Here is a 22,340-nt window from a genome sequence, read left to right on the forward strand (position 1 = left end):
GTCAGCGCTCTCTTCCGAGGCGCACGGTGAGCGGTCCGGCGCAGGCGACGTGGTCGGGCGGCACCGGGACGACGTCGCCCGTCGGCGTGCCGTCGCGCGCGAGGACGAGGTCGGTGACGGCGTCGACGCCAGGCACCCCCTCGAGGACGCGCGCTAGGTCGGATACGTGGACGTCGGTTCCGAAGTCCCACCCCGTCCCGGAGTCACCCCCGTGGAGCGGGTGGAGGAAGGTCTCGAGGGCGCGGACGACGCGCTCGCGCACCTCGCCCGCCTCCCGGGCCTCCCGCGGCAGGACGCTCACCGCGACCCCCACCGGCACGTAGACGGTCCCCTCGACCGTGACGCGGGCGGCGGCGACGGCCGGTGAGGCGCCCGCGACCGCGGCCCGGACGGTGGTGAGGAGCACCGGACCGGGCTGGGGCTGGGCCGCGGTGTCCCTGGGGACGACGACGACGCGGACCGCGCCGGGCAACGGGCGCCCGTACCGGTCGACGGCCCCCAGGGCCCTGGCCCGGACGACGGCCGGGGAGGCCTCGAGTGCGATGGCCTCGACGTCCTGCTCGGTGAGGGCAAGGCGGCGGTGACGCAGCAGCCCCGGCCCCCGGGTGAGCGCGTCGGGGAAGGCCTCGACGTCGGCTCCGCCGGAGGCCGCCTCGGGGTTGGTCACCTCGCTCACGGCGACCGCGCTGAGCAGGGAGGTGATGGTGTGCGGGCCGACGTTCCCGGCGGAGCCGGCGCTCGTCCGGTAGGTCCGCAGCCGGACGTTGTCCCGGCCCTCGGGCAGCGGGCGGCCGTGGCCGCCGCCGCCGAAGATCACCCGCCCGCTGGCGTTGTCGAGCACGAACACGCGGTCGGTGGGGCCGGCCGAGCCGAGGGAGGTGACCGACCGCCACGGCACCCACACGGCGGTCACCTGCCCGGTCCGCGCGTCGCGCTCGACGCGGACCGCCTGCGGGTCCACGTCCTGCGTGCGCAGGGTGCGGGTGAGGACGTCGGCGTCGAGGTCGGCGCGCCGCCCCTCGAGCTCGCGGACCTCGAGCGAGACGTCCCCGGCGACGGGGAACCGGCGGGTCTGGAGCACCTGGTCCGGCGACCCGTCCCCGGAGCCGAGCACCTCGTCGTGCAGGGTCTCCACCTGCGCCACCTCGACGGCGTGCGCGGCGAGGCCGGTGATGCCGACCCGGGGCAGGGGCTGCGTCGCGTCGAAGACCGCCCGCAGCCACGTCCGGGGCCGGCCGAAGCGGGCCGGGGGCGCCGCCGCGAGCCGCGCCCCCGAGTAGGCCCGGGTCAGGGGGGCGCGCACCGTGACGGTCTCGGCGGTGACGGCGTCGACGACGACCGGCTCCTGGCTCTGGACGTCGGTGAGCATGAGCAGCTCTCCAGGCCGGTACCGCAGGCCGGCGCCCCGGCCCTGGAGGGTGATCGTGCGGCCGAGAGCCCCGCGGACGGCGGCCCCGGCGTACTCCTCCGTGCCGGGCCACACCACGCCGACGACGCCGCTGCGGCGCAGCCCGTCCGTGCCGTCGTCGGTGGTGAGGTGCACCCACTCCCGCCCGGTGAAGCCCTCCCACACCGGCCGGTGGGGCTCGGCCCAGGGCGAGGGGTCGGTGAGCTGCAGCCACAGCCCGACGCGGTCCGCCGGCAACGGGCCGTCGAGCCCGAGGTAGAGCGTCGGTGCCTGCTCGGTCATGGGGGTGAACGGTGTGCCGCCGGGACCTGGCCAGGTGACGGCCGCGGTGAGGTCGCGCCATGCGTGGTTGTCGTGCGCGACGACGGCGCCGGCGTCCCGGGGCGTCGACTCGTGCCGGTAGAAGACCTCGATCCGGTCGACCATCGGCGCGCGCGGCTCGACGACGGGGAGGTAGTTGATCCCGCCCTTGGTGTCGGTCCAGCTGACGAAGCGCAGGTTGGAGAACGAGCCCTCGGCCAGCCGTGCGCGCAGCCACCGGCGCACGTCCCCGTCGACGTCGACGTCGGCGATGTCGTCCGGCACGGTGAAGCGGATGGAGCCCGACGCCGACAGGGACAGCACCTGGGGGTCGCCCTCGGCGCCGAGAGCGCGCCACCGGTCGCCGTCGTGGTACTCCCAGGCGACGACCGGCTGGACCAGCCGCGTCGAGGCCTCGGGCACGATCGCCGCGACGAGGTTGGCCGCGTTGATGTCCTTGAGCGTGCCGACGGCGGTGGCCAGCCGGGTGCTCGCGGCGGCGACCGAGCCCTTCGCGGCGGTGAGCCGGCTCGTCACGGTCGCCACGTAGGAGGAGGGGTCGGTGTCGAAGATGGGCGGCAGCGAGCCCGCCGGCAGCCAGGGCTGGGCCGTGGCGAGCAGCGCCGTCAGGGCGGTGCGCAGCACGGTCTCCGCCGCGGCGACGGCGACCGGGTCGCCGCCCTGGACCGCCGCCGCGAGGCCGGCGCGGGGCCCGGCGAGGGAGGAGGGGTCCTGCGCGAGCTGGCCGACGGCGTCGGCGATGTCGACGAGCACGGAGGCGAGGGTGGGCCGCGCCTGGCGGAGGTGGGTGCCGGCCTGCGCGACGTTCGTCGCGTTCCCGCCGCTCTGGAAGGCGGCTATCTGGCCCCGGGCAGCGTCGACCTGGGCCGCCGTCGTGCCGTGGGACGCGACGGCTGTCCGCAGCTCCTGGAGGGTGGCGGAGATGCGCGACCGGACGCCGGGGTACCACCCGGCGGCGGCCGGGCTCAGCAGGGTGGGCAGGCTCTGCGCGAGCGTCGCGTCCGCCTGGGACAGTGCCGTCGAGACGCCTCCCGCGCCCTCGAGGGTCGTGAGGGCGGTGGCGAGGAGCTCGGCGGCCAGCTGGACGGCGCCCGCCTGCGACCCGCCGAGCTGGTCGGCCTCCTCGGCGGCGGTGACCGGGCGTTCGATGGTGAGTGTGACGCGGGTGCCCGGTCGCGCGGTCGCGGTTGCCGAGGCGAAGAGGAACGTCGTCCCGCGCACCGGCGAGGGGCCCAGCGGCGCGAACGCCTTGGACAGGTCCGCGGCTCGCTGGTCGGCGATCGCCTTGTCCAGGACCAGGCCCCGCTGGACGCTGACGTCGAGGTGGGTGCCGGTGTCGGCGAGGACCGGCGCGGTGAGGTTGTCCGGGTGGTCGTGTGCCACCGGCTGCGGGTGCCCCTTGGCGGGGGGCGTCGACCCCTCGGCGCGCGCGCCCTTCGGGCTGACCCCGATGCGGATGCTGTGGCCGGTGTAGGCCGTGAGCGACTGGGCCGCGGCGAGGGGGGCGGGCCCGGTGCCTGAGGTGCCGCTCGTCTCGTCGACGAGGTGGCGGTCCGCCTGCCCGCCCGGCGCCTCGGGCCACCACACCCGCAGCGTCGGGCCGCCGCTCGTCGTCGTGCGGCGCACGCGCAGCCGGCCGTGCTCGTTGACGACGACGAGCCGGAGCCGGTCGATGGTCGGCAGCGGCGCCGCCGGGGGAAGGTCGAGCGGCGCCGTCAGCCGCCCGCGGACCCAGTGGGTGCTCCGGCCGTCGAGCTCGAGGGGTGCGGAGGTCGCGCACGGGGCGACGAGGCGCACGGTGCCCGACCGGGTGAGGCCAGACGTCGCGTCGTAGGAGTCGTCGTCCCCGGCCGCGAGGGCCGAGTCGGCGAGGGGCGCGAAGGCCCGCCAGCCGGTGCCGTCCCACCACGACCACTCCAGGACGAGCGGCCACGGCGCCGGGACACCGACGCCGAGCTCGAGCTGGACGACGGCCCGCCCGTCGAAGGCGAGCAGCTCGTCGTGGCCCACGTACAGCTCGCGGTCCGCCGCTCGCAGGTCGCCGAAGAGGGTGAGGGGCCGGGAGGCGAGCACGTCGGTGGAGTGGTCCTGCTCGCTGTCGGCCTCGGGGTGGACGCTGTGGACCTCGACGATCGCGGCCGGTGAGATGGCGACGGGGTCGACGGTCTCGAAGACGACCGGGTCGTCCCGCCCCGCGACGGTGGCGCCGATGCGGGTGCCGGCCGGGACGCGGCCGCCCGGTGACCGGGGCACGGCGGTGAGCACGACGTGCGTGCGGGCGCCCTGGGCCGGACGCAGGGAGACCCCGAGCAGGTCGAGGAGGACTGCCAGGCGGTGCGCCGGCACCTGCGCGAGGCGGGCCTGGAGCAGCTCGAGGTGCCCGGCGACGATGTCCGCCAGGCCGTGCCCGGCGCCGCCCCGCGCGGGCAACCAGTCGGGCGCGTAGGCGGTCCGCGTCGCGAGGATCTCCGCGAGGATCGCGGCGCGGTCCCGGCCGAGGAGGCGGTCCGATGCCGGAGGCAGGGTCATGTCGCTCGCCCCTCCTGGAGGAAGAACGGGTAGACGAGGTTGTAGAAGGTGTTGGTGGCGCGGACGCGGTAGGAGATGGTGATGTGCAGCCGGCCGCTGCGGCGGTCGGCGACGTCGACGGCGACCTCGTGGACGTCGATGCGCGGCTCCCACACGATGAGCGCGGTCTCCACGCGCTGACGGATGAGGGCCGACGTCGTCGTCCCGACCGGCTCGAAGAGGAAGTCCTCCAGCCCGGCGCCGAAGTCGGGTCGCATGACGCGCTCCCCCCGGCGCGTGTCGAGGATGAGCCGGATCGCCTGCCGCACCTTCTCCGCCCCGGCCTCCAGACGCACCTCGCCCTGCGCGTCCAGGGTCACCGGGGTGGCCCACCCCTGGCCCAGCACCTGCTCGCTCACCTCACCCACCCACCATCACGGTCATGCACCCGACGACGATCGGTGCCCCGCACCCGGCCATGTCACCCATCCGCACGGCCGGCCGGCCGCCGATGAGCACGGTGGCGCTGCCCTTGGTGAACGGCGTCGGGGGGTGGCTGGCCGGCGGTGGGAAGGCGCACGCGTGCATGTCGCCCATGACGACGGCGGGCATGCCGCCGATGAGGACGGTCGTGACACCGGGGCCGGTGACCGTGCCGGGGTGACCGGTCGTGTCACCGACGCGGGCTGCGGGTGGCATGGGCTTCCTCCTTCGGGTGCTGGCGGGTGGCGGGTCAGTTGATCGTCACGAGGCCGCCCGTGACCTTGCAGGTGGTGTCGCCGGTGAGGCTCGTCGTCGTGCCGGACAGGTCGAGGGTGGCGTCGCCCTTGACGCTCGTCCTGCCCGCCTTGACGTCCGCCGACACCTTCGCCGAGACCTCCGCCCGGCCGGGCAGCGACAGCGTGACCGAGCCGACCCCGCCCTTGAGCTCGATGCTCACCTCGTCGACCGACATCGTGATGGTGTGCCCGGCGACGTGCGTGATCGTCACCGTCGCCTCGAGGTCGTCGAGCACGAGCTCGTGCCCCATCGGCGTGCGCAGCACGCGCTTGGTCACCGCGTCGGTGGGCAGGTCGACCGGCGGCCGGTTGCTCGAGTCCCACACGCTGCCGACGACCAGCGGCCAGTTGAGGTCGCCGTTCTCGAAGGCGACGACGACGACGTCCCCGACCTGCGGCATGCACCACAGCCCGTAGCCGTCACCGGCGAACGGGGCGCAGACGCTGGCCCACGGCTCGATACCCGGGATGGTGGGGAACTTGACGCGCACGCGCCCCTGCATGGTGAGGTCGGTGTTCTCGGTGACCTCGCCACGGACGACGCCGAGGCGGCGGCTGTCGGTGGCGCGGTCGTCGTCGCCGAGCAGGTCCAGCAGTCCCATGACGTCCTCCTCATCCTCCGGCGGGCAGCGAGAGCAGCCCGCCCTGTACTCGCACCGCGCCCTGGGAGGCGGGTGGGACTGACCCGAACCAGATCTCCTTGCGGAGCTCGACGTCGGTGCGCCAGCCACCGCTGTCGATGCGCTGGGTGACGGAGGTGACCCGCCACAGCCCGCCGTAGGTCTCCCCGACACCCTCGATGCGCAGGACGTGGCCCGCGCGGATCGCGGTGGTGCCGACGCAGGTGGCGCGGGCCGTCAGCCGCTTGTTGAGGACCGGCAGCAGCTTGCCGAGGACGACGCGGGCGGCGTTGGCGGGGGAGAGGGGCTCGTCGACCAGCGTGACGGCGGTCCCGCCGCCGACGGGGATGCCGAAGCCGGGCGTGACCTCGAGCTCGAGGGACTGGCGGTCCCAGTCGTAGCCGACGGTGATGGTGAGCTCGAGCCTGATGGACGGCTGCCACACGCGGGCGCTGACCTTGGCGACCTGGCCGACCGAGCTCACCCGCGGCTGGAACTCGATGAGCGAGTGTCCGTAGCGCAGGGTGACCTCCGGGGCGATGTGCGCCGCCGGGGACATGAGGCGCAGGACGAGCCCGCCGGGGCTGGCCTCGTGGTCGATGACGATCTCCCAGGCGTTCTCGGCCGCGATGCGCTTGAGGAGGTCGAGGGAGGTCTCGTCGGCCTGCTTGCGCACGATCCGCTGCCGCAGGGTGGGATCGTCGATGGACAGCACGGCCTCGACGGCGCCGAGGGCCGCCGAGAGGAGGCCGCCGAGCGGGTCGATGCTGGGCAGCAGCCCGTGCTCGAGGGCGAGCAGCGGCGCGACGGCGATGTCGGGCAGGGGCATGATGCCCAGCGTCGGCACCGGGATCCCGAACCACCGGGAGGGTTGCGCGGCCGCGAGCCGGGTGCGCCGGTCCTGGGCGACGACCGTGAGTGTCGGCATGCCGCTGCTCGGGAAGGTCGCCTCGCTGCCGACCACCTCGCCGGCGAAGATCCGCTCGGGCTGGTCGGGGGAGTATCCGAGCCACAGCTCGGCCGTGGTGTCCAGGCGCAGCAGGTCGTGGTCGAGCCAGCGCAGCGCCTCGTTGGCCAGCGCGACCTCCAGCCGGTCGGCGTCGCCGAAGCCGCACGTCGCGCTCACCGACGTGATGGACGCGCGCAGCGTCGCCGGCACCGGCCGGCCGTCGAGCAGCAGCCGGATCTCGGGGGCGTAGCTCGGGGTCGCACTCACGACTCCTCCCGTCGCGCGTCGGCGGTGTGCACGACGCCGCTCGGGTCGGTGTAGGGCAGCCGGGGGACGGACAGGACGGCGGCGGTGGCCAGCCGCCGCGGGTCGGTGATCCCGTTGCGGATGGCGATGGCGCGCCACGCCGTCGGGTCGGCGAGCTCGCGGTACGCGACGAGCGGCAGGGTCTCGCCCTCGGCGACGACGTGGACCTTGGTGTAGTCGACCGTCTGCCGCTTGACCTGCTTGGCCTCGAGCTCGGCGTTGCGGTACTCGCTGAGCCCGACGGTGAGCCGGGCGCGGACGGGGGTCCCGTCGGCCCGGAAGAGGACGTACTTCTGGGCGACCCGGGTGACGACGCAGGTGAAGGTGAACTTGCCCCAGGCGAAGATCACCGGTGGCGGGGCGTGCAGGCCGGGGTCGATGTCCATGAGCGCGGTGACCTGGCCGACGAGCGCGCGCACGTCGGAGCCCGGCCCCCCGGCCGGGGAGTCCACGGTGGTGTCGACGAGCAGCTCGAGCTCGACGGTCTGCGCGTTCCCCGCGACGAACTGCACGATCGGTGCGGACAGCCCGGGCACGGTGAGCTGGGCGAAGGAGGACTCCCGGTTGAGCGTGTACTCCTCGGGGTTGAACTGCACCGTGGTCCGCCTGCCGGTGACGGTGTTGGTCAGGGTGGCGCGCTCGAGCCCGGTCATGCCGTCCACCCCTTGCGCTCGCGGGCGGCGGCGACCCGCCGGTCGATCTCGGTGACGACCCGCTCGACGACCCCGGGCAGGTCGGCGAGCGTCATCGGGGTCGCGCCGGGCGCCGGCGGGGTGGGGGCCCTCGTGCCGGTCGGGTCGGCCCAGTGGACCGAGAGCCCGGGTGGCGCCGGCTCGACGCGTGGCGCGGGGGAGGCCGACGACGGCGTGGGGGCGCGGTGGACCATCGCCACCGGCCGGGCGCCGGGGGCCGACGACGGGACGTGCCCGCGCGGTGGCTGACCGCTCACGGCAGTCACCCGAGCCCGCGTCCGCCGCACCGGGTCGCTCGGCCGGCTGTTCTGAGCGCGGGCGAGCGGCTGCCCGGCACCGGCGGGGGAGCCGCGCAGCGAGCGGAGCACGAGCCGCGTCGTCGGCACGGGCCGGGCGGGCGCCGGAACGGCGTGGCCCGCCTGGCCGGGGCGCGTGGTCCCACGGGCCCCACCCGCCGCCGGCGCGGTGGCCAGGGTGAGCGCGAGGCCGACCCGCACGTCCCAGCGCCGCGCGGCAGCGGTGTGCCAGTGGTGACGTTCCCTCGTCCCCGGGTGGCGCCGGAGGACGAGGTCGGCCGAGGGGGGCGCGTCGGTCGCCCGGGCCGGGCCGGGCGCGCGGCGGTCCGGCCGGTGGCGCCGCCGGACCGCGGCCGCGAACCTCGCGGCACGCTCGACCGGCGACCTCCGGGGCCGGGACTGGCGCATCACGCCTCCTGGGCGTTGAGGGTGGTGTTGATCGCGGAGACCTCGTGGACCCAGGCGCGGCGCTCGCGGTGCGGCAGGTCGAGCAGCTCGGCCAGGGGCCAGTGCAGGTGGTAGGCGAGGAAGGCCATCTCGGCCCTCAGCTCGCCGACGGGGTAGGCACGCGTTCCCCCAGGCGTTCGAGGTCGTCGGCCAGCTCCTCCCCGCACGAGGGGCACCGGCCGCGGGGGGCGGGGTCCTCGACGTCGTTGATCCGGTCGTAGAGGCGCTGCAGGTGGGTGAGGTCCGCGGCGAAGAGCGACTCGATGGTCGCCGGCGTCACGCGCTCGACGCCGTCGAGGGCGGTGACGACCCGGCTGAGCAGGATGACCGTGAGGTAGGCCGGGTTGCGCTGCACGCGGGGGTCCTGGAGCGGCAGGATCTCGTCGGCCGCCGTCGCAAGCCGCATGGTGCCCTGCCGGTGGAGCCCGCCGTCCTGTCCGAGGAGGCCGACGGGGAGCGTGAAGTCGTGCTCGATCTGGAGCATGTCAGCTCACCCTGTCCAGACCCTCGTGGACGAGCTCGACTGACTCGATCGCGACGTCGGAGCCCTCGGCCGAGAGCGTGGGAGCCGTGTACTTCGTCGGCCACGCACGCACGAAGTTCCAGCGGGCCACCTCGGTGCCCCGGCGGTCGAGCAGGACCACCGAGCCGTTGCGGCGGTCGATGGAGCCGTCGACGACGCTGCGGTGCCACTGGAAGAGCTGGTTGTCCAGCGTCATGCCCCAGCGAAGGACGATGTTGCTGTACTTCGTCTGGCCGGCGAGCTTGTGCGGGGTCGCGTTGGCCCCGCCCTCACGGTGCTCGATGACGTCGATGGTCGAGTCCAGGCCGCTGACCTCCTGGAAGGCCCCGCGGGCGATGCCGTCGATCTCGACGAGGTAGTTGTAGTTGACGAACGGGTCTGGCGTGGCGGCGGTCATGGTGCTTCCTTCCTATGGTCAGGACTCGGCGGCCTCGGCGCCGCCGTCCCAGATCCCGATGCGGACGATGATGAACTCGGCCGGGTAGACCGGCTGGACGCCGATCTCGATGTAGAGCCGGCCGAGCTTGCGCGTCGCCGGCGGGTTGAGCACGTCGTCGATGCGGACGAAGAACGCGTCCTTGGCCGTCTCACCGAACAGCGCCCCGTCCCGCCACGTGCGGGTGAGGAACTCGGTGACCGTGCGCTTGACCCGCTCCCACAGCCCCGTGTCGTTGGGCTCGAAGACGCTGCCGCGCAGACCCTCCTGGATGGACTCCTCGAGGTAGAGGAAGAGTCTGCGGATGTTTACGTACTGCCAGTTGCGGTTGCCCGCCGTCGTCCGTGCGCCCCAGACGACCGGTTGCCCGCGCCCGGGAAGGACGCGGATCGCGTTGGTGCCGTCGAGGTTGATGACGCCCTGGTCGGTGTCGGTGAGGCGACGCTCGACCCCCGAGGCCCCGGCGACGCCGACGTTGGCCGGGGCCTTGTGGACGCCCCGGCGCGCGTCGGTCTGGGCGTAGATCCCGGCGATGTGACCCGACGGCGGCTGGAGCACCTGGTCCTTGCGGGAGGGGTCGAACACCGAGATCCACGGGTAGTACAGGGCCGCGAAGCCCTTGTCGAGGGTGCCGGTGAGGGCGGCTCGCTGGGTCTTGACGGTTATGAGGTCGCTGCCCTTGGCGGCGTCGAGGACGGCGACCCTGTCGAAGAGCAGCTCGCAGTGCTCGACGACCGCCTGCTGGGCAGGGATGTCGGTGAGGCCGGGGACGGTGACGATGCTGATCTCGTCGATCGGGGCGAGGAGGGCGAGGTGGGCGGTGATGTCGGTACGCACCTTGGTCCAGGACGCCGCGGGCTGGTCGAGGACCGCCCCGGTGACGGACGTCGTCCCCGCCGCGGGTCGCGGGTCTCCGGTGGGGAAGACGTCCGGGATGACTGTGAGCCGGGCGTAGGGGTTCTCGACGGCCGAGCCCCACCAGGCCTGGTGGAGACGCGACGTCGACAGGCCGGGGTAGCTGCGGGTGGTGCCGCCCGGGTCGGCGATGTCGAGGGTGAGCTCCGCCGTCGCCACGGTCGTCTGGGTGATGTCGTAGGACTTGGTGAGCGGCTGCGCCAGGGTGATGCCGTCGGCGCGGACCTCGGTGACCGTTCCCCACTCGGTGTCCGTCCCGTCGGTGATCATGACGACGGATCCACCGGGGACCTGGGCACGGAGGCTGACGGCCGGGGGGACGGTCAGTCGCACGACGGTGGTGCCGGGCTGGAGGTCCGCGGTCGTGAGCGAACCGCCGTTGAAGTCGACGATCCCCGCGGCCGAGGAGGTGAACCGGACGATGCCGGGTGTCACGCTCGCGACCGTGAGTGACGCGGTCTTGGTGGGGTCGGCCGCGTCGGTGAGGACGACGGCGTCACCGGGCTGGAAGCCGCTGGAGTCGTTGACCTGGACCTGGCGACGGGTGGCGTCGATCTTGGCCTTGACCGTGGTGCTGGCACGGTGCGCCTTCGCGGCGGTGCCCGCGCCGGCCGCGGTGAACGCGTCCGCCAGGGCACTCGTGTGGGTGACCGTGACGGAGCCACCCTCACCGGCGGGGCCCTCCTCGACGGCGTGGAGCCTGGCGAGGAGCGTTCCGGGGGCCCCGGCGGTGGACAGCTCGGCCTTCGCGGGGCTGCCGGTGCCCACCCGCAGGACGAACGCCGTGGTGCCGCCGTTGCGGAAGAAGCCCTCGACGGCGAGCGGCATGAAGTAGGGCGTGGCTGCGGCGACCGGCCCGCCGAACAGCGCGGTGAAGGCGTCCAGACTGGTGACCAGCCGGGGTTCGCCGATGGGGCCGCGCTCGGCGATCCCGATGAAGGCGGCGATGCTGGTGGAGACGCCCTCGATCGGTGCTGCCGGTTCGTACTCGTCGATGTAGACGCCGGGATAAGAGACCTGGATCGCCATGGTGGACTGTCCTTTCGGGGCTGGGCCGGTCAGGTGAACGTGAGCGTGACCGGCCCGTCGAGCTGGGCCGGAACGGTGAGCGTGCTGCGGGAGAGCGCCGGCAGGCCGGCTGCCCGCGCCGTCAGGCGGACGGTGCCGGGCGGGACTCCGGCGAAGACGAAGCGGCCGTCCCGGCCCGTGGTGCTGTGTGCCAGGAGGTGGCCCGCGCCGTCGGAGAGCGTGACGGTGGCCTCGGGGACGGCCAGGGGTGAGGCGGCGTGCGTGCCCGTGGCGTCCAGGACGACGCCGCCGACGTCGAGGAGCGTCTCCGTCGGTGCGTGTGGTGGGCGGGTGCTGCCGAGGAAGGAGCCGACGATGCTCGTGACGACGCCGTCGACGGTGGTGGGGGCGGGGCTGACGGGGACGGTGACCGCCAGCCACGCGACCGGGCGCCAGGGTGACGTGCGGCCCATGGTTCCCCAGTACTCGGCGATCTTGGGGAACCCTTCGGGTGGCAGCAGCTCGGTGTCGAAGGAGGTCTCTCGCCACGCCACCGGCAGCGTGGCGAGGTCCCCGGGCAGGAGCACCTCGGCGGGCGTCAGGGGCGAGCGGTCGAGGAGGGCGGCGATGACGCGGCCCAGCAGCGCGTGCTCCTGCACGCTCGCCTCGACCGCGTCGGAGTCCTTGGCGCTGTTCCAGGCGCTGAGGAGGTAGTGGCACTGGAGGAGGAACGGTGGACGCACCCGGCGGACCGGGTCGCGTTCGACCCTGACCCCCGTGGTGCGCCGCTCCCTGTTCTCGCGGAGGTCGACGAGGGCGCAGTTGAGCCAGACCCCGGTGCCCGCGCCGACGCGTTGGCGCCAGGCGTCGTCGGGCGGCTGGAACCCGACCTTGCCGGACAGCTGCGGGAGCTCGGCGACGACGGTGGCGCGGATGACGGCGTCGAGGTGCTCGATCACGGGGACACCTGCTGGAGGTTCTCGATGTACTCCCGCAGAGCGTCCTGCTCGGCGTCGGTACGCGACATGTGCAGCTGGTGGAACTGGGTGACGTCCCGCGGGGTGAGGCTCGGGGCGTCCGCCTCGTTCAGCACCTGGAAGCGAAGCTCGGTCAGCCGCCGACGCTCGGCGGCGGCCGTGTCGAGGAGCCCGCCCGGGCCGTGGCACTGCTCGCAGAACGGGTTGCGCCCCGCGTCGAGCGCCTGCTTGGTAAGAGCCGGGTTCTGCGGGAAGCCGCCGCGCGGGGCCGTGAGGTCCCACACGGTCGTGACGATCGCACCCGCCAGGGTGAGGCTGACGACGTCCTTGGCGACGGCCCCGGCGATCTCGAAGCCGTCGGCGCCGCGCAGGATGGCGTCCGCGGTGTTGGCGGCGGGGTTGAGCGTCTGGAGGGCGGCACCGACGTCGCCCGTCGCGGCGTAGGTCCCGCCGGCGATCAGCGCGGCCAGCTTGCCACCGCCCTTGCCCCGGCCGCCCTTCGTCGGGTGCGGACCGTGCGGCGAGGGCACGTCGAGGCGCGGGTGCGGCGTGTGCGAACCGGTCGGGACCGGGACGTCAGCCACTTTCGGGACCGCTGCGGTGGGGAGGTCCGGGGCGAGCGCACCGGTCTTCGTCGGGACGGACGCAGCGCCTGTCTTCGGGACGGCGGGCAGGTCGGTCGCGAGCGCACCGGTCTTCGTCGGGACGGACGCAGCGCCTGTCTTCGGGACGGCGGGGAGGTCCATGGCCGCGGGTGCGACGTGGCCGTGGCCGTGGGTCGGCGCGGGCGAGGGAGCCGCGCCCGACGGTGGTGCCGGCGTGGGGTCGGGGCCCTTCCAGCGGTCCTGGGCATCCTTCACCCACCCGCTCAGCTTCTTCCCCGCCTCGCTGTCGAGGTCGACACCGGGCTTCTTCAGGGCCGCCTCGATCGCCGCGAGCTCCTCCTTGGTGGCGCTGCCGAGCGGCAGGCGCTTGCGCTCGTCGAGGACGTCGTAGGGCCCCTTCTTCTTCGCGTACTGGTCGACGACGGCGTGGAACTCGCGGTGGGTGGGCAGGAGGTTGCTCTTGTCGGTGAGCTTGCTCAGGCGGATGGCGTCCTGGACGGGGACGCCCGCCTTGACGAGCTCCTTGGCGACGCGTTGCGGGATGCGCGCGTGCTCGATCTGCGCCTCGAGCCGCTTGGGCATCTTCCCGGTCTTGGCGACCTTCGCCAGCTCCTTGGGGCTGAGGTCCTTGATCGGGTCGACGAGGTCCTGGGGAAGCTTGGGCTTGCCGAAGTCCTGCCACGGCTTGGGGTTGGTCTTGTCCCAGTCCTGCGGCCCGGGCACCCACCCCTCCGGCGGCTTGACGGTCTTCGGCTTCGGCGCGGGGGTCTTCTTCGCCGCCGCGCTTGGTTTGGGCGGTTGTGGCGTCTTCTGTCGCAGCGCCAGCTCCTCGAGGGCCTTCTGCTTCCAGATCGTGGCCCGCTCCTTCGCGAACGCGTACTCCAGCTGGCCCAGTGCCTTGGCCACCCCGGTGCGCTTCACCCGGGGCTTCTTCGGCGACGTCGACTTGGGCTTGCTGGGCGCCTTCGGCTTGCTCGCCGGCTTCGGCTTCGTCGTCGCCTTGGGCTTGGTCGCCGCCTTGGGCTTGCTGGATGCTGTCGATGTGCCCGGCGCCTTGGGTGCGGCCGTCGCCTTCGCCGCCGGAGCACCTGCCGTGGACGCCGCCTTGGACGCGGTCTTGGGCTTGCCGGCGGTCTTGGGCTTCGTCGCCGGCTTCGGGCTCGCCGCGGTCTTCGGCTTGGCCGCCGCCTTGGGCTTCGCGGGCGCCTTGGAGCCCACCGTCGCCTTCGGCTTGGTCGCGGCCTTGGGCTTGGCCGGCGTCTTGGGCTTGCCCGGGGCTGCGGGCTTGACCGCGGTCGTGGGCTTGGCGGGGCCCGCGGGCTTGGCGGCCGTGCTGGGTTTGGCGGCGATCGTGGGCGGGCTCGGCGTCTTGGGCTTGGAGGCCGGCTTCGGCTTGGTCGTCGTCGTGGGCTTGGCCGCGGGGGCTGTCGGCGTCGTGGGCCGGGCTGCGCCCTTCTTCGTGGTCGCGCCCGTCGCCGGCTCCGCGGCCGGCGCGGTGGACGTCCCCGGCTTCGCGGGTGCCCTCGTCTTGCCGGCCGGGCGCGCCGGAGCCGTGGGCTTGGTGACGGGAGTGCCCGCGGCCGTCGGCTTGGAACCGCCCTTCCCGGCATCACCCACCTTCGGCCGCGCCGGTGCTCCCGACTGCCGACGCGGCTCGGCCGGCTTGGTGCTGGTGCGTCGTCTCGTCTTCGCCCCACCCGGCTTCCGGGCGGCTGCCGCGGCAGGCTCCGGTATGGATGCGCTGGGCGGTGGGCCCTGCGGCAGGGCGGTGACCGGGGGCGTCGCCGTCGCAGGCGCCGGCTTCGCGGTGGACTTCGCCGGCGCGGCGGGCTCGACGAGCGCGGCTGCGGGCGTGGGCGTGGGCGTGGGCGTGGGCGTGGGCGTGGTCGTGGTGGACGCTGCGCGCTTGGCTGCCGGCTTGGCGGCGGCGGGCTCGGCGACAGCAACTGCGGGCGCGGCAGCCGGCTTCGGAGCCGCGGACTCCGCGACCGTGACTGCCGGCGCGGCGGCGGGCTTGGCTGCGGTGGGCTCAGCGGTGGTCGGCTTCCCGGGCGCGGGCTTCGCTGCGGCGGGCTCTACGAGTGCGGGTTTGAGCGTCACGGCCGGCGCCGGGGCAGCGATGGCTCCGGGAGGCGAGGATGCTGCGGTGTCTGTCGTCGGCGCGGGTGCCTTCGGGACCATCGCCTCCGGCGTGGTGCCCGGCACCTTGGGGGCGTTCGCGTCTGGCCCGGTGGCCGGCGTCTTCTGCGGCGTCCCCCCGCTCGGCGGCGTGTTGCCGCCCTTCTGGGCGTGGTGGCTGATGGCGTCCTGGACGGCGCTGGCGAGCGCCTTGACCAGCCCGGCCACCGCCTGCTTGACCGCCGCGTCGCGCGCCTCCCCGGCGGGCAGCGCCAGAGCCGTCCGCAGGTCGGCGATCTGCGACCCCGTCGACAGGACGTTGGTGCCGATGGTCACCGCGAGGGCGAGGAGCTTCTGCCCCGACGTGGCGGCCTTGAGGCCGATGAGGTGGAGTGCGCCCTGACCGACAGCCACCCAGAAGTCCTTGCTGAGCGCGAAGCCCTCGGGGTTGCGTTCGTAGGCGTCGGTGATGGCCTTGACCGCACCCGCGCTGCCGAGCACCTTGAGGAGGGCCTTGACCTCGGTGACCCCCACGGTCGCGAGGGCGGCCTGGGTGCCGATCGAGCCCTCGATCTGACCGAGCTCTCGCTCGGTGAGGAACCCGGTCTCGGCCGGCGCGTCGGCGAACACCGATGCCTTCGCCTTCTTCTCCACGGCGGTGAACGCGTCGGTCACGGCCGAGGAGACGGTGATCGCTCCCGTGTCGGGGTCGACCATGCCCTTCTCGGCCGCCGCCGCCCGGAGCCGCTTGTAGTCCGACCCCTGGAAGGACTTGACGGCCGCCGTCGTCGACTTGTCCAGGCCGACGACGTCACCCGCGTAGTCGATGCCCTTGTCGATTAGGTCGACCTTCTTGCCCTCCAGCCAGAGCAGCGTGTCGACGATCTGCCCGCCCTCCAGGGCGACTCCCTCGACCGTACCGAGGGCGCGCATGGTCTTGTCGCGGGCGACCGTCAGCGCCTGCTCCTTGACCCTCTGGTACCAGGACTTCTCCTCGGCCTTGTCCTGGCGTGCCACACCGACGGCCGCCACCCCCGACACCGGGGCCGCGTGCCCGAGAGCTGCCTTGCCCGCGCTGTCGTTCGCGTGCGTCTCTGCCGGCCATGTGTGCTGGGGAAGGGCGCCGGCCGGAAGACGCTCGCCCGCGTCGGGGTCGCCACCTCCCCGGCGCTGCTGGATGACGTGCGCGAGCTCGTGCGCGAGCAGGGTCCGCCCTCGCAGGGACGCGGGGTCATACCCGCCCGGCCCGAAGACGACGTGCCGGCCGACCGTGAAGGCCGCCGCTCCCAGCTGCCCGGCGGCGGCACCGCTCGCCGTCCCGGCATGGACGACGACGTCGCCGAAGGAGCCCCCGAGCGCCGCCTCCATCTCGGTGCGCACGTGCGGTTCGAGGTGGCGGCGCTCCTCCCGGAGCGGGTCGAGGAATGCGACGTCACCGCCGCTGCTGCGCTGCGAGCCGCTCATGGGACCGGCTCCGGGACCACGTCGGGGAGCTGGCCGAGCTTGGCGTACTCGCGGTCGATGGCCTCGAGCAGGCAGGTGGTGTCGACGACTCCCAGGCGACCGTGGGCCAGATGCGTCGAGGCGAGCGCGACGTTGCGGATGTGCCCGCCCGAGAACGGGTGCCGGGCGGCGATCTCGTCGAAGTCGATGGCGTCGTCGAGCTCCACCTGCGGTGGCCAGACGGCCCGCCAGATCCGTGCCCGCTGCGCCTCGTCGGGGTAGGGGAAGTGGAGGCAGAAGGACAGCCGGCGCGCGAAGGCGTCGTCGAAATGCCCTAGGAGGTTGGTCGCGAGGATCGCCACGCCCTCGTACCGCTCCATGCGCTGGAGCAGGAAGGATATCTCGAGGTTGGCGTACCGGTCCCGGGCGTCCTGCACCTCGCTCCGCTTGCCGAACAGGGACTCCGCCTCGTCGAAGAGCAGCACCGCGTCGGTCTTCTCCGCGGCAGCGAACAGGGCGTCGAGGTTTCGTTCGGTCTCCCCGATGTACTTCGACACGGTGGCCGCGAGGTCGACGGCGTAGAGCGGGAGACCGAGGTCGCCGGCCACCAGCCGCGACGCGAGGGTCTTGCCCGAGCCGCTCGGCCCGGCGAAGACGGCCGTGACGCCACGCGGTTGCCCGGGCAGGTCACCGAAACCGCACTCGTCCAGGACCGCGGCGCGGCTCGCCGCCTGCTCCACGAGCGCGGTGAGCTCGCGTCGCAACGGCGCAGGCAGGACCAGCTGGCTCCAGTCGCGCGAGGTCTCCAGCGGCGTGGCGAGGCGCGCGAGGTCGTTGCCCACGACGCGGACCGCGACGTCGCTGAGGTCGTCGGCGGTCACGGCCAGGGCGTCGTCCGTCGGCCCCCGCCCGGCGGCGCGGGCGCTGAGCGTGGCCACGAGGTGGCCGATGTCCTCGTGGCGCAGGTGCCGCCAGCCGCCGATGCGGCGCGCCTCCGGCGCGGAAACACTCAATCCGTGGTCCCGGAGCACGTCGACGAGATGGCCGCCGAGCGAGGTGGACGCGGGACGCTCCAGCGTCAGGGAGCTCACGAGTCGCGAGGTGTGGTCCCCCAGGACGGGGTGGGACCCGACGACCACCACCGTCGCCAGGGTCTCCCACCGCGAGGGTGGCACTGTAGTGGTGTCGCCGGTGACGACGACGACGGCGTCGCGCAGGAGGGATTCCGTCGCTACACGGGCCGCGAGGCTGGCGTCGACGAGCGCGTCGGCGGTGGTGGATAGCACTACCCGGCCGGACCGTGCGGCCGCGTACAGGGCGGTGGCCTGAGCGTCGCCCGGCCGGCCACCGACGAGCGATATGAGGCTGGGGACAGGGTCGGACAACACACTCGTGAGCGCCTCGGCGACGCGGGCGTCTGGCGGGTGCTGCGGGGCTAGGAGGTCGTCCCGTACCCGGGGGAACAGCGCGGGGTCGAGCCGGGTGACCCCGAAGGTCCACCGCAGCAAGCCCGCGCTGGGGGCGCAGGTGGCGACCAGAGATGGTCCTCTTGGGACACCGCCGGGGCAGAGCGGTGACATGACGTGGAGCAGGCCGAGGCGCGCCAATGGCCCCGCGTCGCACAGGCGCACCGCTAACTCCACCCGCTGCGTGCCGTGCGCCCCGACGAGGTCTCCGATGAGGGCGGCCGTCGGGTAGGGGGTCCCGAGTCCGACGGTCAGGGCGGTAAGGGCCTGCGCGAGGACTGGGTCGAGCTCGGGCGCGAGCGCGAGCGCGATGATCGTCTCGTCCAGAGCATCGAAGCCGCCGCGCCGCAGGGGTGTGCGCAGGTGCTGGGGCATCGGTGGTCCGGCGGCCACGGCGCCCTCACGGTTTCCGTGGACCGCTCGGTGCAGGGCTTCTCCGCACCAGACGGCGAGGGGGTCCAGGTTCAGGCTGTCGGGCGACCACCGGTGACCCGAGGCGCGACCCGGTTCGGCCGCCGACGAGTCGGCACTGCAGCGCTCTGCGCCCTCCACCTCTCCACGATCTCGACCAGGGTGGGAGAGGCGCCTCCACCGTGGCGAGTGACGCGGGATGGAGGTAGGGGGCGGAGCAGTGTCTACATCTCCACTCCACCGGGTGAGGTCGTCCCGCCAAGTAGGAGGGCACCGCTGAGGACGATCTCGTCTCGGCTCCGCAGCCCAAGCTTCGCGAGGATGGAATGGACGTGGGTCTTTACTGTCGACTCACCAAGAACGAGGCGGGCTGCGATCTGACGGTTCGTCAGGCCGCAGGCTGCCAGCTCTGCCACGACTTGCTCGCGTGGGGTTAGGGCGGGTGTCTTGTTCGCCATTGCTAGCGGCCACGCTGGGGGCGCCGGCCGACGCTGAAGTGCTTGGAGCAGCAACGCAGCGATGCGTGGGCTGCACGACGACTGTCCTCGCACGACGAGCCTCACGGAGGTGACCACGTCGCTCAGTGGCTGGTCGGCATCGACGAATCCGCAGACGCCCGCCTCGGCCACCCGCACGACGGCCTCCGCCTGCGTGGCTTCGAACCCTATGCCGAAGCACACTAGCCGCATCGTGGGCGCTGTGCGGCGCAACGCGGGCACCAGACGAACGAGGTCGTCGACTCCGAAGTCGAGCAAGGCTACAGCGGGTTGGCATGGCGTGACGCAAGCCAAGGCCTCTGCGCCCGAGCCTGCATGAGCCACAACCGAGACTTCTTGGTCTGCGCTCATTGCCGTGGCGAGAGCATCGCGGTAGGCGCGCACCGGCGCGACAAGCACAACGTCGATCCCCAAGGCGACCTCCCCTCCACCAGCCTGGGTGAGGTGGACGAAGTCGGTGTGTGGTGAGCCTGATCTTGACTTATCCCGATGCCCGACCCCCAGGATTGCCGACTTGGGGTCCGGTGTCCAGGGCGAAGCCAGTGGAGTGGTGGGCGAACGCGAGCGGCCGGCGAGCGCTTGGAAGGCCATCTTGGCGCGTCTCTGCGCCGTTTCGCACGTCTATCGCAAAGAAGAGGGTCTGGGACCTGTCGACGGCGGTTGAGATTGGACAGTGACGGCGCGGCGGAGCTGTTGAGTTTCCGAGCGCCAGCGACGGGCCCGACGCGTCAGGGCCGCAACCCGGGTATGAGTGCCTCGCGTCAAGATGCCGGCAAGGGCCGGGCCACGCTTTGCGATGGGTAGGAACAGTTCCGATGCGGCCCGGTCCGCGACTCAATCTGGACAGCGAGGAGCCCACGGCGTTCTTGCGCCTGCCGCCTACCACCAGCTGGTACGTCAGGGTCCGCAGTGGCCTGACGGAGGAACGCTGGTGGCGAAGACGCGGTGATGCACTCGTCTCGGTTAGTGGACGACCCGACGAAGAGGGACCTGCGCGTCTGGTTGGGTCGCCGGGGGTGCGCAACCGCAAGTTCCTCTCAACAATTCGCCTGCGTCCGAGCACGGCGGGGCAGCTACGGGATCCCATACCTTCTGCGGACCACATCGGCCAGGGCGGACGAAGTGTGGTTCAGGTGGTTCTGGGGAACCGACTGCACCGCCTCCTGTGGTGCATCCGGGGTGTGGCCCTCGGCGAGGCGATGCTGCAGGAGCTCATGACGCAAACCGACTGCGTCGATGACCACTTGGTAATCAGCGCCGAAGTGGTCCCGTAAGCGCGCCATGACCCCCCCGGTGGGGCTGCTCGGTACTGCGGTTGGCAGATCCTCCCTCCTCAGGTCGTGCTCGAGCAGAGCCAGGCAGGTGAGCAGAAGGTCGGCATACTTGTCCTGCTCGGTCAGGCACCGCAAGTGTTCTCCCACCTCGTGCGAACTCGGCCGGAGGGACAGTGCACTGATCCGGGAGATCAACGGCTCGACGAAGCCTTCGGGCCATAGCGACATGTCCGCGGGACGGATCACAGACTGCATGCCGTTTCCCAGTGGTCTGTCGAGCTGTGCCCGTGCTGGAGGAGCTTCGACGATGACAACGGGACCGACGCCTCGGATGGTGAGGACATAGTCTAGGGGGAGGCGGCTGCCGAAGCTGCGGTCGTAGACCACGACTGCAGCCTTTCGGAGGGTGATGTCGTTGGCCATGGGGGAGCTTTGTGACAGTCCAGCCCTGATGTCGTCCAAACCACTGGGCAGCAGTCCCGTGCGAGCCGGCACGGACGGGAAAACGAACTCACGGTACAGCGCCAGCTCGGCTCGCCCTGCGACGAAGAGAGCTAGTTGGGGGGCGAAATTTTCAGCCACGGCGCAGTTCCGCCGTCGAAGCATCGGTCCTGAGGCTGACGTGCCGGGCCGCTCGCCGCTCCCACTCGGTGAGGAGCTCCGTGAAGAAGACTTCCAAGACCTCGCCCCGGTCTGCGTCGGGATTGTCGTCCAGAACTATGGCCCGCAGGCCACGGCGAGCGAACTTCGCACTGGTGCGGCCATCGGCGTCGACGGGCAGGATGGCCCAGCCAGCCCGTGTCATGCGGCCGAGCCGGTCACGTAGGACAGCGAGTACCTCACGCAGGTCCACGTCGTCGAGGCTATAGCCGAACAGCACCGGTTCGCGGGTAAGAAGCCACCATGAGATGTAGGTTGTGAGCAGTGGCTTTCGACGCAAGAAACCGTCATAGTCCTCCTCAGTCATGATGAGGTCGCCGGGGTGGCGAAGGTCCCCGTGGAACTTGAGCAGCTGTGTGGCCTCCGGGCGACGGGCGAGCGATAGCTGGGACTCACCCAACAGCGGGACATACGGACGGCGCTGACGCTCATATGCTCGTTCCAGGAGGAAGTCGGCGTTCGTCGTCAGCACAATGTCGAAGGGCATTCGGGTGAAAGCCAAATGTGCCTGGCTGGGCTCCAGTGCATCGATGAGCAGGAGCTCACTGAGTCGCTCGACCAGGGCCGAACGGCCATATACGTCCGCGAAGGCGGAGATCGCATCGATGGGGGAGGTCGCGTCTGCCGCAGGCGTATCGACCGCGAGGAGTCGCCCCAGCTCACCCCACAAAGGAGCCCGACGTCCATCGTCTGTGACGGCGTTCCGGCTGAAGCCCGCACCAATGACGGGCAGCCACCGGCCAGCGAAAAGCGAGCGAAGTAGCCCGCCAGGCAGGCGGTCGACGTACCTACGCCCAGAGGGCTGCACCACGAGTGTCCTCCGCCCGGCGGCCAATGGCTGGCTAGGTCAAGGATGCACCCGCCAAGGCGGAGAGACAAGAGCTGTCAGCGCATCTCACGTCGGGTGTGTGCGGAGACGTAGTGAATCGCCCCGGGTTTCGTGGAGGCTCGGTTAGTTGGTTCCGGCCCCCGCCGGAGCCGGAGTTGTCAGGGTAGTGCTCTGGCGTGGTGGTTGCCCAGTGGTGGTCCTCGTACTCAGCGGGTGGGACTTGGCCGATCCCGCCGTGAAGCCGTCGGTGGTTCAACCAGGCGACGTACTCGGACTTGCACGAGCCTCTGCTGCAGTTGGAGTTGCGACCTGGAGCGATGACACCACTCGGAGCGTTGTAATAAGGGCCGCGGCCGGCCGCCTGAATAGCACTGCCTCTGACTAGCGGCCGATCGCTGCGCGCCGATCCTGCGCCGCCGGCGACCCTGTCGCTGGAGCACGGGGGAGACGCCCGCGCCGCGGCCGACGACCTTGCTGCCACCGTCGCGACGGCGGCGGAGCAGGGCGCCGTCGTCTAGCGGCTACGGGCAGCCGTCGCCATGGCCGACCTGCCCGCCGAGCACCGACCCGCCGCGTGGCTGGACGGGTTGCGGGAGGCCCGGCTGGCCGTGCCCCCGTCCCTCGCCGCACACGAGACGGCGGCCGTCGACCGGCTCCTGCGCGGATGAGCGGCCGGGACCGCGTCGTAGTCCTCGCGTACGAGTCTCATCGCGGCACCGCGCTGGGCTCGATCGGCCCCGTAGTTACATACTCGGTACAGGGATATGAACCGCGAGCGTCGGGTTCTGGCTCGTCCCGCCACGTGTTCTCCGGTGGGGTGGCGCGACCGACGGAGCTGCAATAGCCTACGGT

At 72.6% G+C, this 22,340-nt stretch carries 18 protein-coding genes; 1 reads left to right on the forward strand and 17 read right to left on the reverse strand.

Translation table 11 applies throughout. The annotated features are described in order from the left end of the window. Position 1: 1 nt before the first annotated feature. From K330_RS0103705 to K330_RS0103785, 17 genes are all read right to left on the reverse strand, one after another. A complete protein-coding gene (locus K330_RS0103705; protein WP_022920513.1) occupies positions 2–4,258 on the reverse strand; it encodes a hypothetical protein in 4,257 nt (1,418 codons plus the stop codon). After that, positions 4,255–4,656: a GPW/gp25 family protein gene (locus K330_RS0103710; RefSeq protein ID WP_029202282.1), complete on the reverse strand. Its 402-nt coding sequence runs from the start codon at positions 4,654–4,656 to the stop codon at positions 4,255–4,257. Before K330_RS0103710 ends, K330_RS0103705 begins: the two co-directional genes overlap by 4 nt. 1 nt (position 4,657) lies before the next feature. Next, the gene (locus tag K330_RS0103715) at positions 4,658–4,936 is read right to left on the reverse strand and encodes a PAAR domain-containing protein (RefSeq protein WP_022920515.1); all 279 of its coding nucleotides are present in this window, start codon (positions 4,934–4,936) and stop codon (positions 4,658–4,660) included. 34 nt (positions 4,937–4,970) lie between these two features. After that, positions 4,971–5,618, reverse strand: coding sequence for a phage baseplate assembly protein V (locus tag K330_RS0103720; RefSeq protein WP_022920516.1), 648 nt, complete (start codon positions 5,616–5,618; stop codon positions 4,971–4,973). A 10-nt stretch (positions 5,619–5,628) separates the two neighbouring features. After that, positions 5,629–6,852: a phage late control D family protein gene (locus tag K330_RS0103725; protein ID WP_022920517.1), complete on the reverse strand. Its 1,224-nt coding sequence runs from the start codon at positions 6,850–6,852 to the stop codon at positions 5,629–5,631. Then, a complete protein-coding gene (locus K330_RS0103730) occupies positions 6,849–7,544 on the reverse strand; it encodes a CIS tube protein (RefSeq protein WP_040657709.1) in 696 nt (231 codons plus the stop codon). The genes K330_RS0103725 and K330_RS0103730 overlap by 4 nt, the downstream gene beginning before the upstream one ends. Beyond that, entirely contained in the window at positions 7,541–8,287 is a 747-nt protein-coding gene (locus tag K330_RS0103735; RefSeq protein ID WP_022920519.1) for a hypothetical protein, read from the reverse strand. Before K330_RS0103735 ends, K330_RS0103730 begins: the two co-directional genes overlap by 4 nt. Next, on the reverse strand, positions 8,287–8,415 hold the full coding sequence (locus K330_RS24470; RefSeq protein WP_268238269.1) for a DUF6760 family protein: 129 nt from the start codon (positions 8,413–8,415) through the stop codon (positions 8,287–8,289). Before K330_RS24470 ends, K330_RS0103735 begins: the two co-directional genes overlap by 1 nt. Before the next feature lie 8 nt (positions 8,416–8,423). Continuing rightward, positions 8,424–8,810 (reverse strand): hypothetical protein, encoded by a 387-nt coding sequence (locus tag K330_RS0103745; RefSeq protein ID WP_022920521.1) that lies wholly within the window; start codon positions 8,808–8,810, stop codon positions 8,424–8,426. A gap of 1 nt (position 8,811) precedes the next feature. Further along, entirely contained in the window at positions 8,812–9,246 is a 435-nt protein-coding gene (locus K330_RS0103750) for a phage tail protein (RefSeq protein ID WP_022920522.1), read from the reverse strand. 18 nt (positions 9,247–9,264) lie between these two features. After that, complete coding sequence (locus tag K330_RS0103755) at positions 9,265–11,229, reverse strand: phage tail sheath subtilisin-like domain-containing protein (protein WP_022920523.1); 1,965 nt, start codon at positions 11,227–11,229, stop codon at positions 9,265–9,267. A gap of 29 nt (positions 11,230–11,258) precedes the next feature. Beyond that, positions 11,259–12,167 carry a Pvc16 family protein gene (locus tag K330_RS22450; RefSeq protein WP_022920524.1) on the reverse strand — a complete coding sequence of 303 codons (909 nt, stop codon included), beginning with the start codon at positions 12,165–12,167 and terminating at the stop codon, positions 11,259–11,261. Continuing rightward, on the reverse strand, positions 12,164–16,372 hold the full coding sequence (locus tag K330_RS22455) for an eCIS core domain-containing protein (protein WP_022920525.1): 4,209 nt from the start codon (positions 16,370–16,372) through the stop codon (positions 12,164–12,166). Before K330_RS22455 ends, K330_RS22450 begins: the two co-directional genes overlap by 4 nt. Further along, positions 16,369–18,192 carry an ATP-binding protein gene (locus K330_RS22460; protein WP_022920526.1) on the reverse strand — a complete coding sequence of 608 codons (1,824 nt, stop codon included), beginning with the start codon at positions 18,190–18,192 and terminating at the stop codon, positions 16,369–16,371. Before K330_RS22460 ends, K330_RS22455 begins: the two co-directional genes overlap by 4 nt. Before the next feature lie 260 nt (positions 18,193–18,452). Then, positions 18,453–19,139 carry a LuxR C-terminal-related transcriptional regulator gene (locus K330_RS22465; protein WP_051145445.1) on the reverse strand — a complete coding sequence of 229 codons (687 nt, stop codon included), beginning with the start codon at positions 19,137–19,139 and terminating at the stop codon, positions 18,453–18,455. 659 nt (positions 19,140–19,798) lie between these two features. Further along, positions 19,799–20,422 (reverse strand): hypothetical protein, encoded by a 624-nt coding sequence (locus K330_RS0103780; RefSeq protein ID WP_156875677.1) that lies wholly within the window; start codon positions 20,420–20,422, stop codon positions 19,799–19,801. A 151-nt stretch (positions 20,423–20,573) separates the two neighbouring features. Further along, positions 20,574–21,470 (reverse strand): SIR2 family NAD-dependent protein deacylase, encoded by an 897-nt coding sequence (locus K330_RS0103785; RefSeq protein WP_029202285.1) that lies wholly within the window; start codon positions 21,468–21,470, stop codon positions 20,574–20,576. Between the two features lie 557 nt (positions 21,471–22,027). Between K330_RS0103785 and K330_RS24475 the strand changes: the two genes are divergently transcribed. Continuing rightward, positions 22,028–22,156: a hypothetical protein gene (locus tag K330_RS24475; RefSeq protein WP_022920528.1), complete on the forward strand. Its 129-nt coding sequence runs from the start codon at positions 22,028–22,030 to the stop codon at positions 22,154–22,156. Positions 22,157–22,340 lie beyond the last annotated feature (184 nt).

It is taken from the genome of Ornithinimicrobium pekingense DSM 21552 (assembly GCF_000421185.1).
Lineage (GTDB): Bacteria > Actinomycetota > Actinomycetes > Actinomycetales > Dermatophilaceae > Ornithinicoccus > Ornithinicoccus pekingensis.

Excerpts from the sequence above, each read along its gene's own strand:
- K330_RS0103705 (WP_022920513.1), bottom strand. The coding sequence starts at position 4,258 with ATGACCCTGCCTCCGGCATCGGACCGCCTCCTCGGCCGGGACCGCGCC.
- K330_RS0103715 (WP_022920515.1), bottom strand. The coding sequence starts at position 4,936 with ATGCCACCCGCAGCCCGCGTCGGTGACACGACCGGTCACCCCGGCACG.
- K330_RS0103720 (WP_022920516.1), bottom strand. The coding sequence starts at position 5,618 with ATGGGACTGCTGGACCTGCTCGGCGACGACGACCGCGCCACCGACAGC.
- K330_RS0103730 (WP_040657709.1), bottom strand. The coding sequence starts at position 7,544 with ATGACCGGGCTCGAGCGCGCCACCCTGACCAACACCGTCACCGGCAGG.
- K330_RS0103735 (WP_022920519.1), bottom strand. The coding sequence starts at position 8,287 with ATGCGCCAGTCCCGGCCCCGGAGGTCGCCGGTCGAGCGTGCCGCGAGG.
- K330_RS24470 (WP_268238269.1), bottom strand. The coding sequence starts at position 8,415 with ATGGCCTTCCTCGCCTACCACCTGCACTGGCCCCTGGCCGAGCTGCTC.
- K330_RS0103745 (WP_022920521.1), bottom strand. The coding sequence starts at position 8,810 with ATGCTCCAGATCGAGCACGACTTCACGCTCCCCGTCGGCCTCCTCGGA.
- K330_RS0103750 (WP_022920522.1), bottom strand. The coding sequence starts at position 9,246 with ATGACCGCCGCCACGCCAGACCCGTTCGTCAACTACAACTACCTCGTC.
- K330_RS0103755 (WP_022920523.1), bottom strand. The coding sequence starts at position 11,229 with ATGGCGATCCAGGTCTCTTATCCCGGCGTCTACATCGACGAGTACGAA.
- K330_RS22455 (WP_022920525.1), bottom strand. The coding sequence starts at position 16,372 with ATGAGCGGCTCGCAGCGCAGCAGCGGCGGTGACGTCGCATTCCTCGAC.
- K330_RS22460 (WP_022920526.1), bottom strand. The coding sequence starts at position 18,192 with ATGCCCCAGCACCTGCGCACACCCCTGCGGCGCGGCGGCTTCGATGCT.
- K330_RS0103780 (WP_156875677.1), bottom strand. The coding sequence starts at position 20,422 with ATGGCCAACGACATCACCCTCCGAAAGGCTGCAGTCGTGGTCTACGAC.
- K330_RS24475 (WP_022920528.1), top strand. The coding sequence starts at position 22,028 with ATGGCCGACCTGCCCGCCGAGCACCGACCCGCCGCGTGGCTGGACGGG.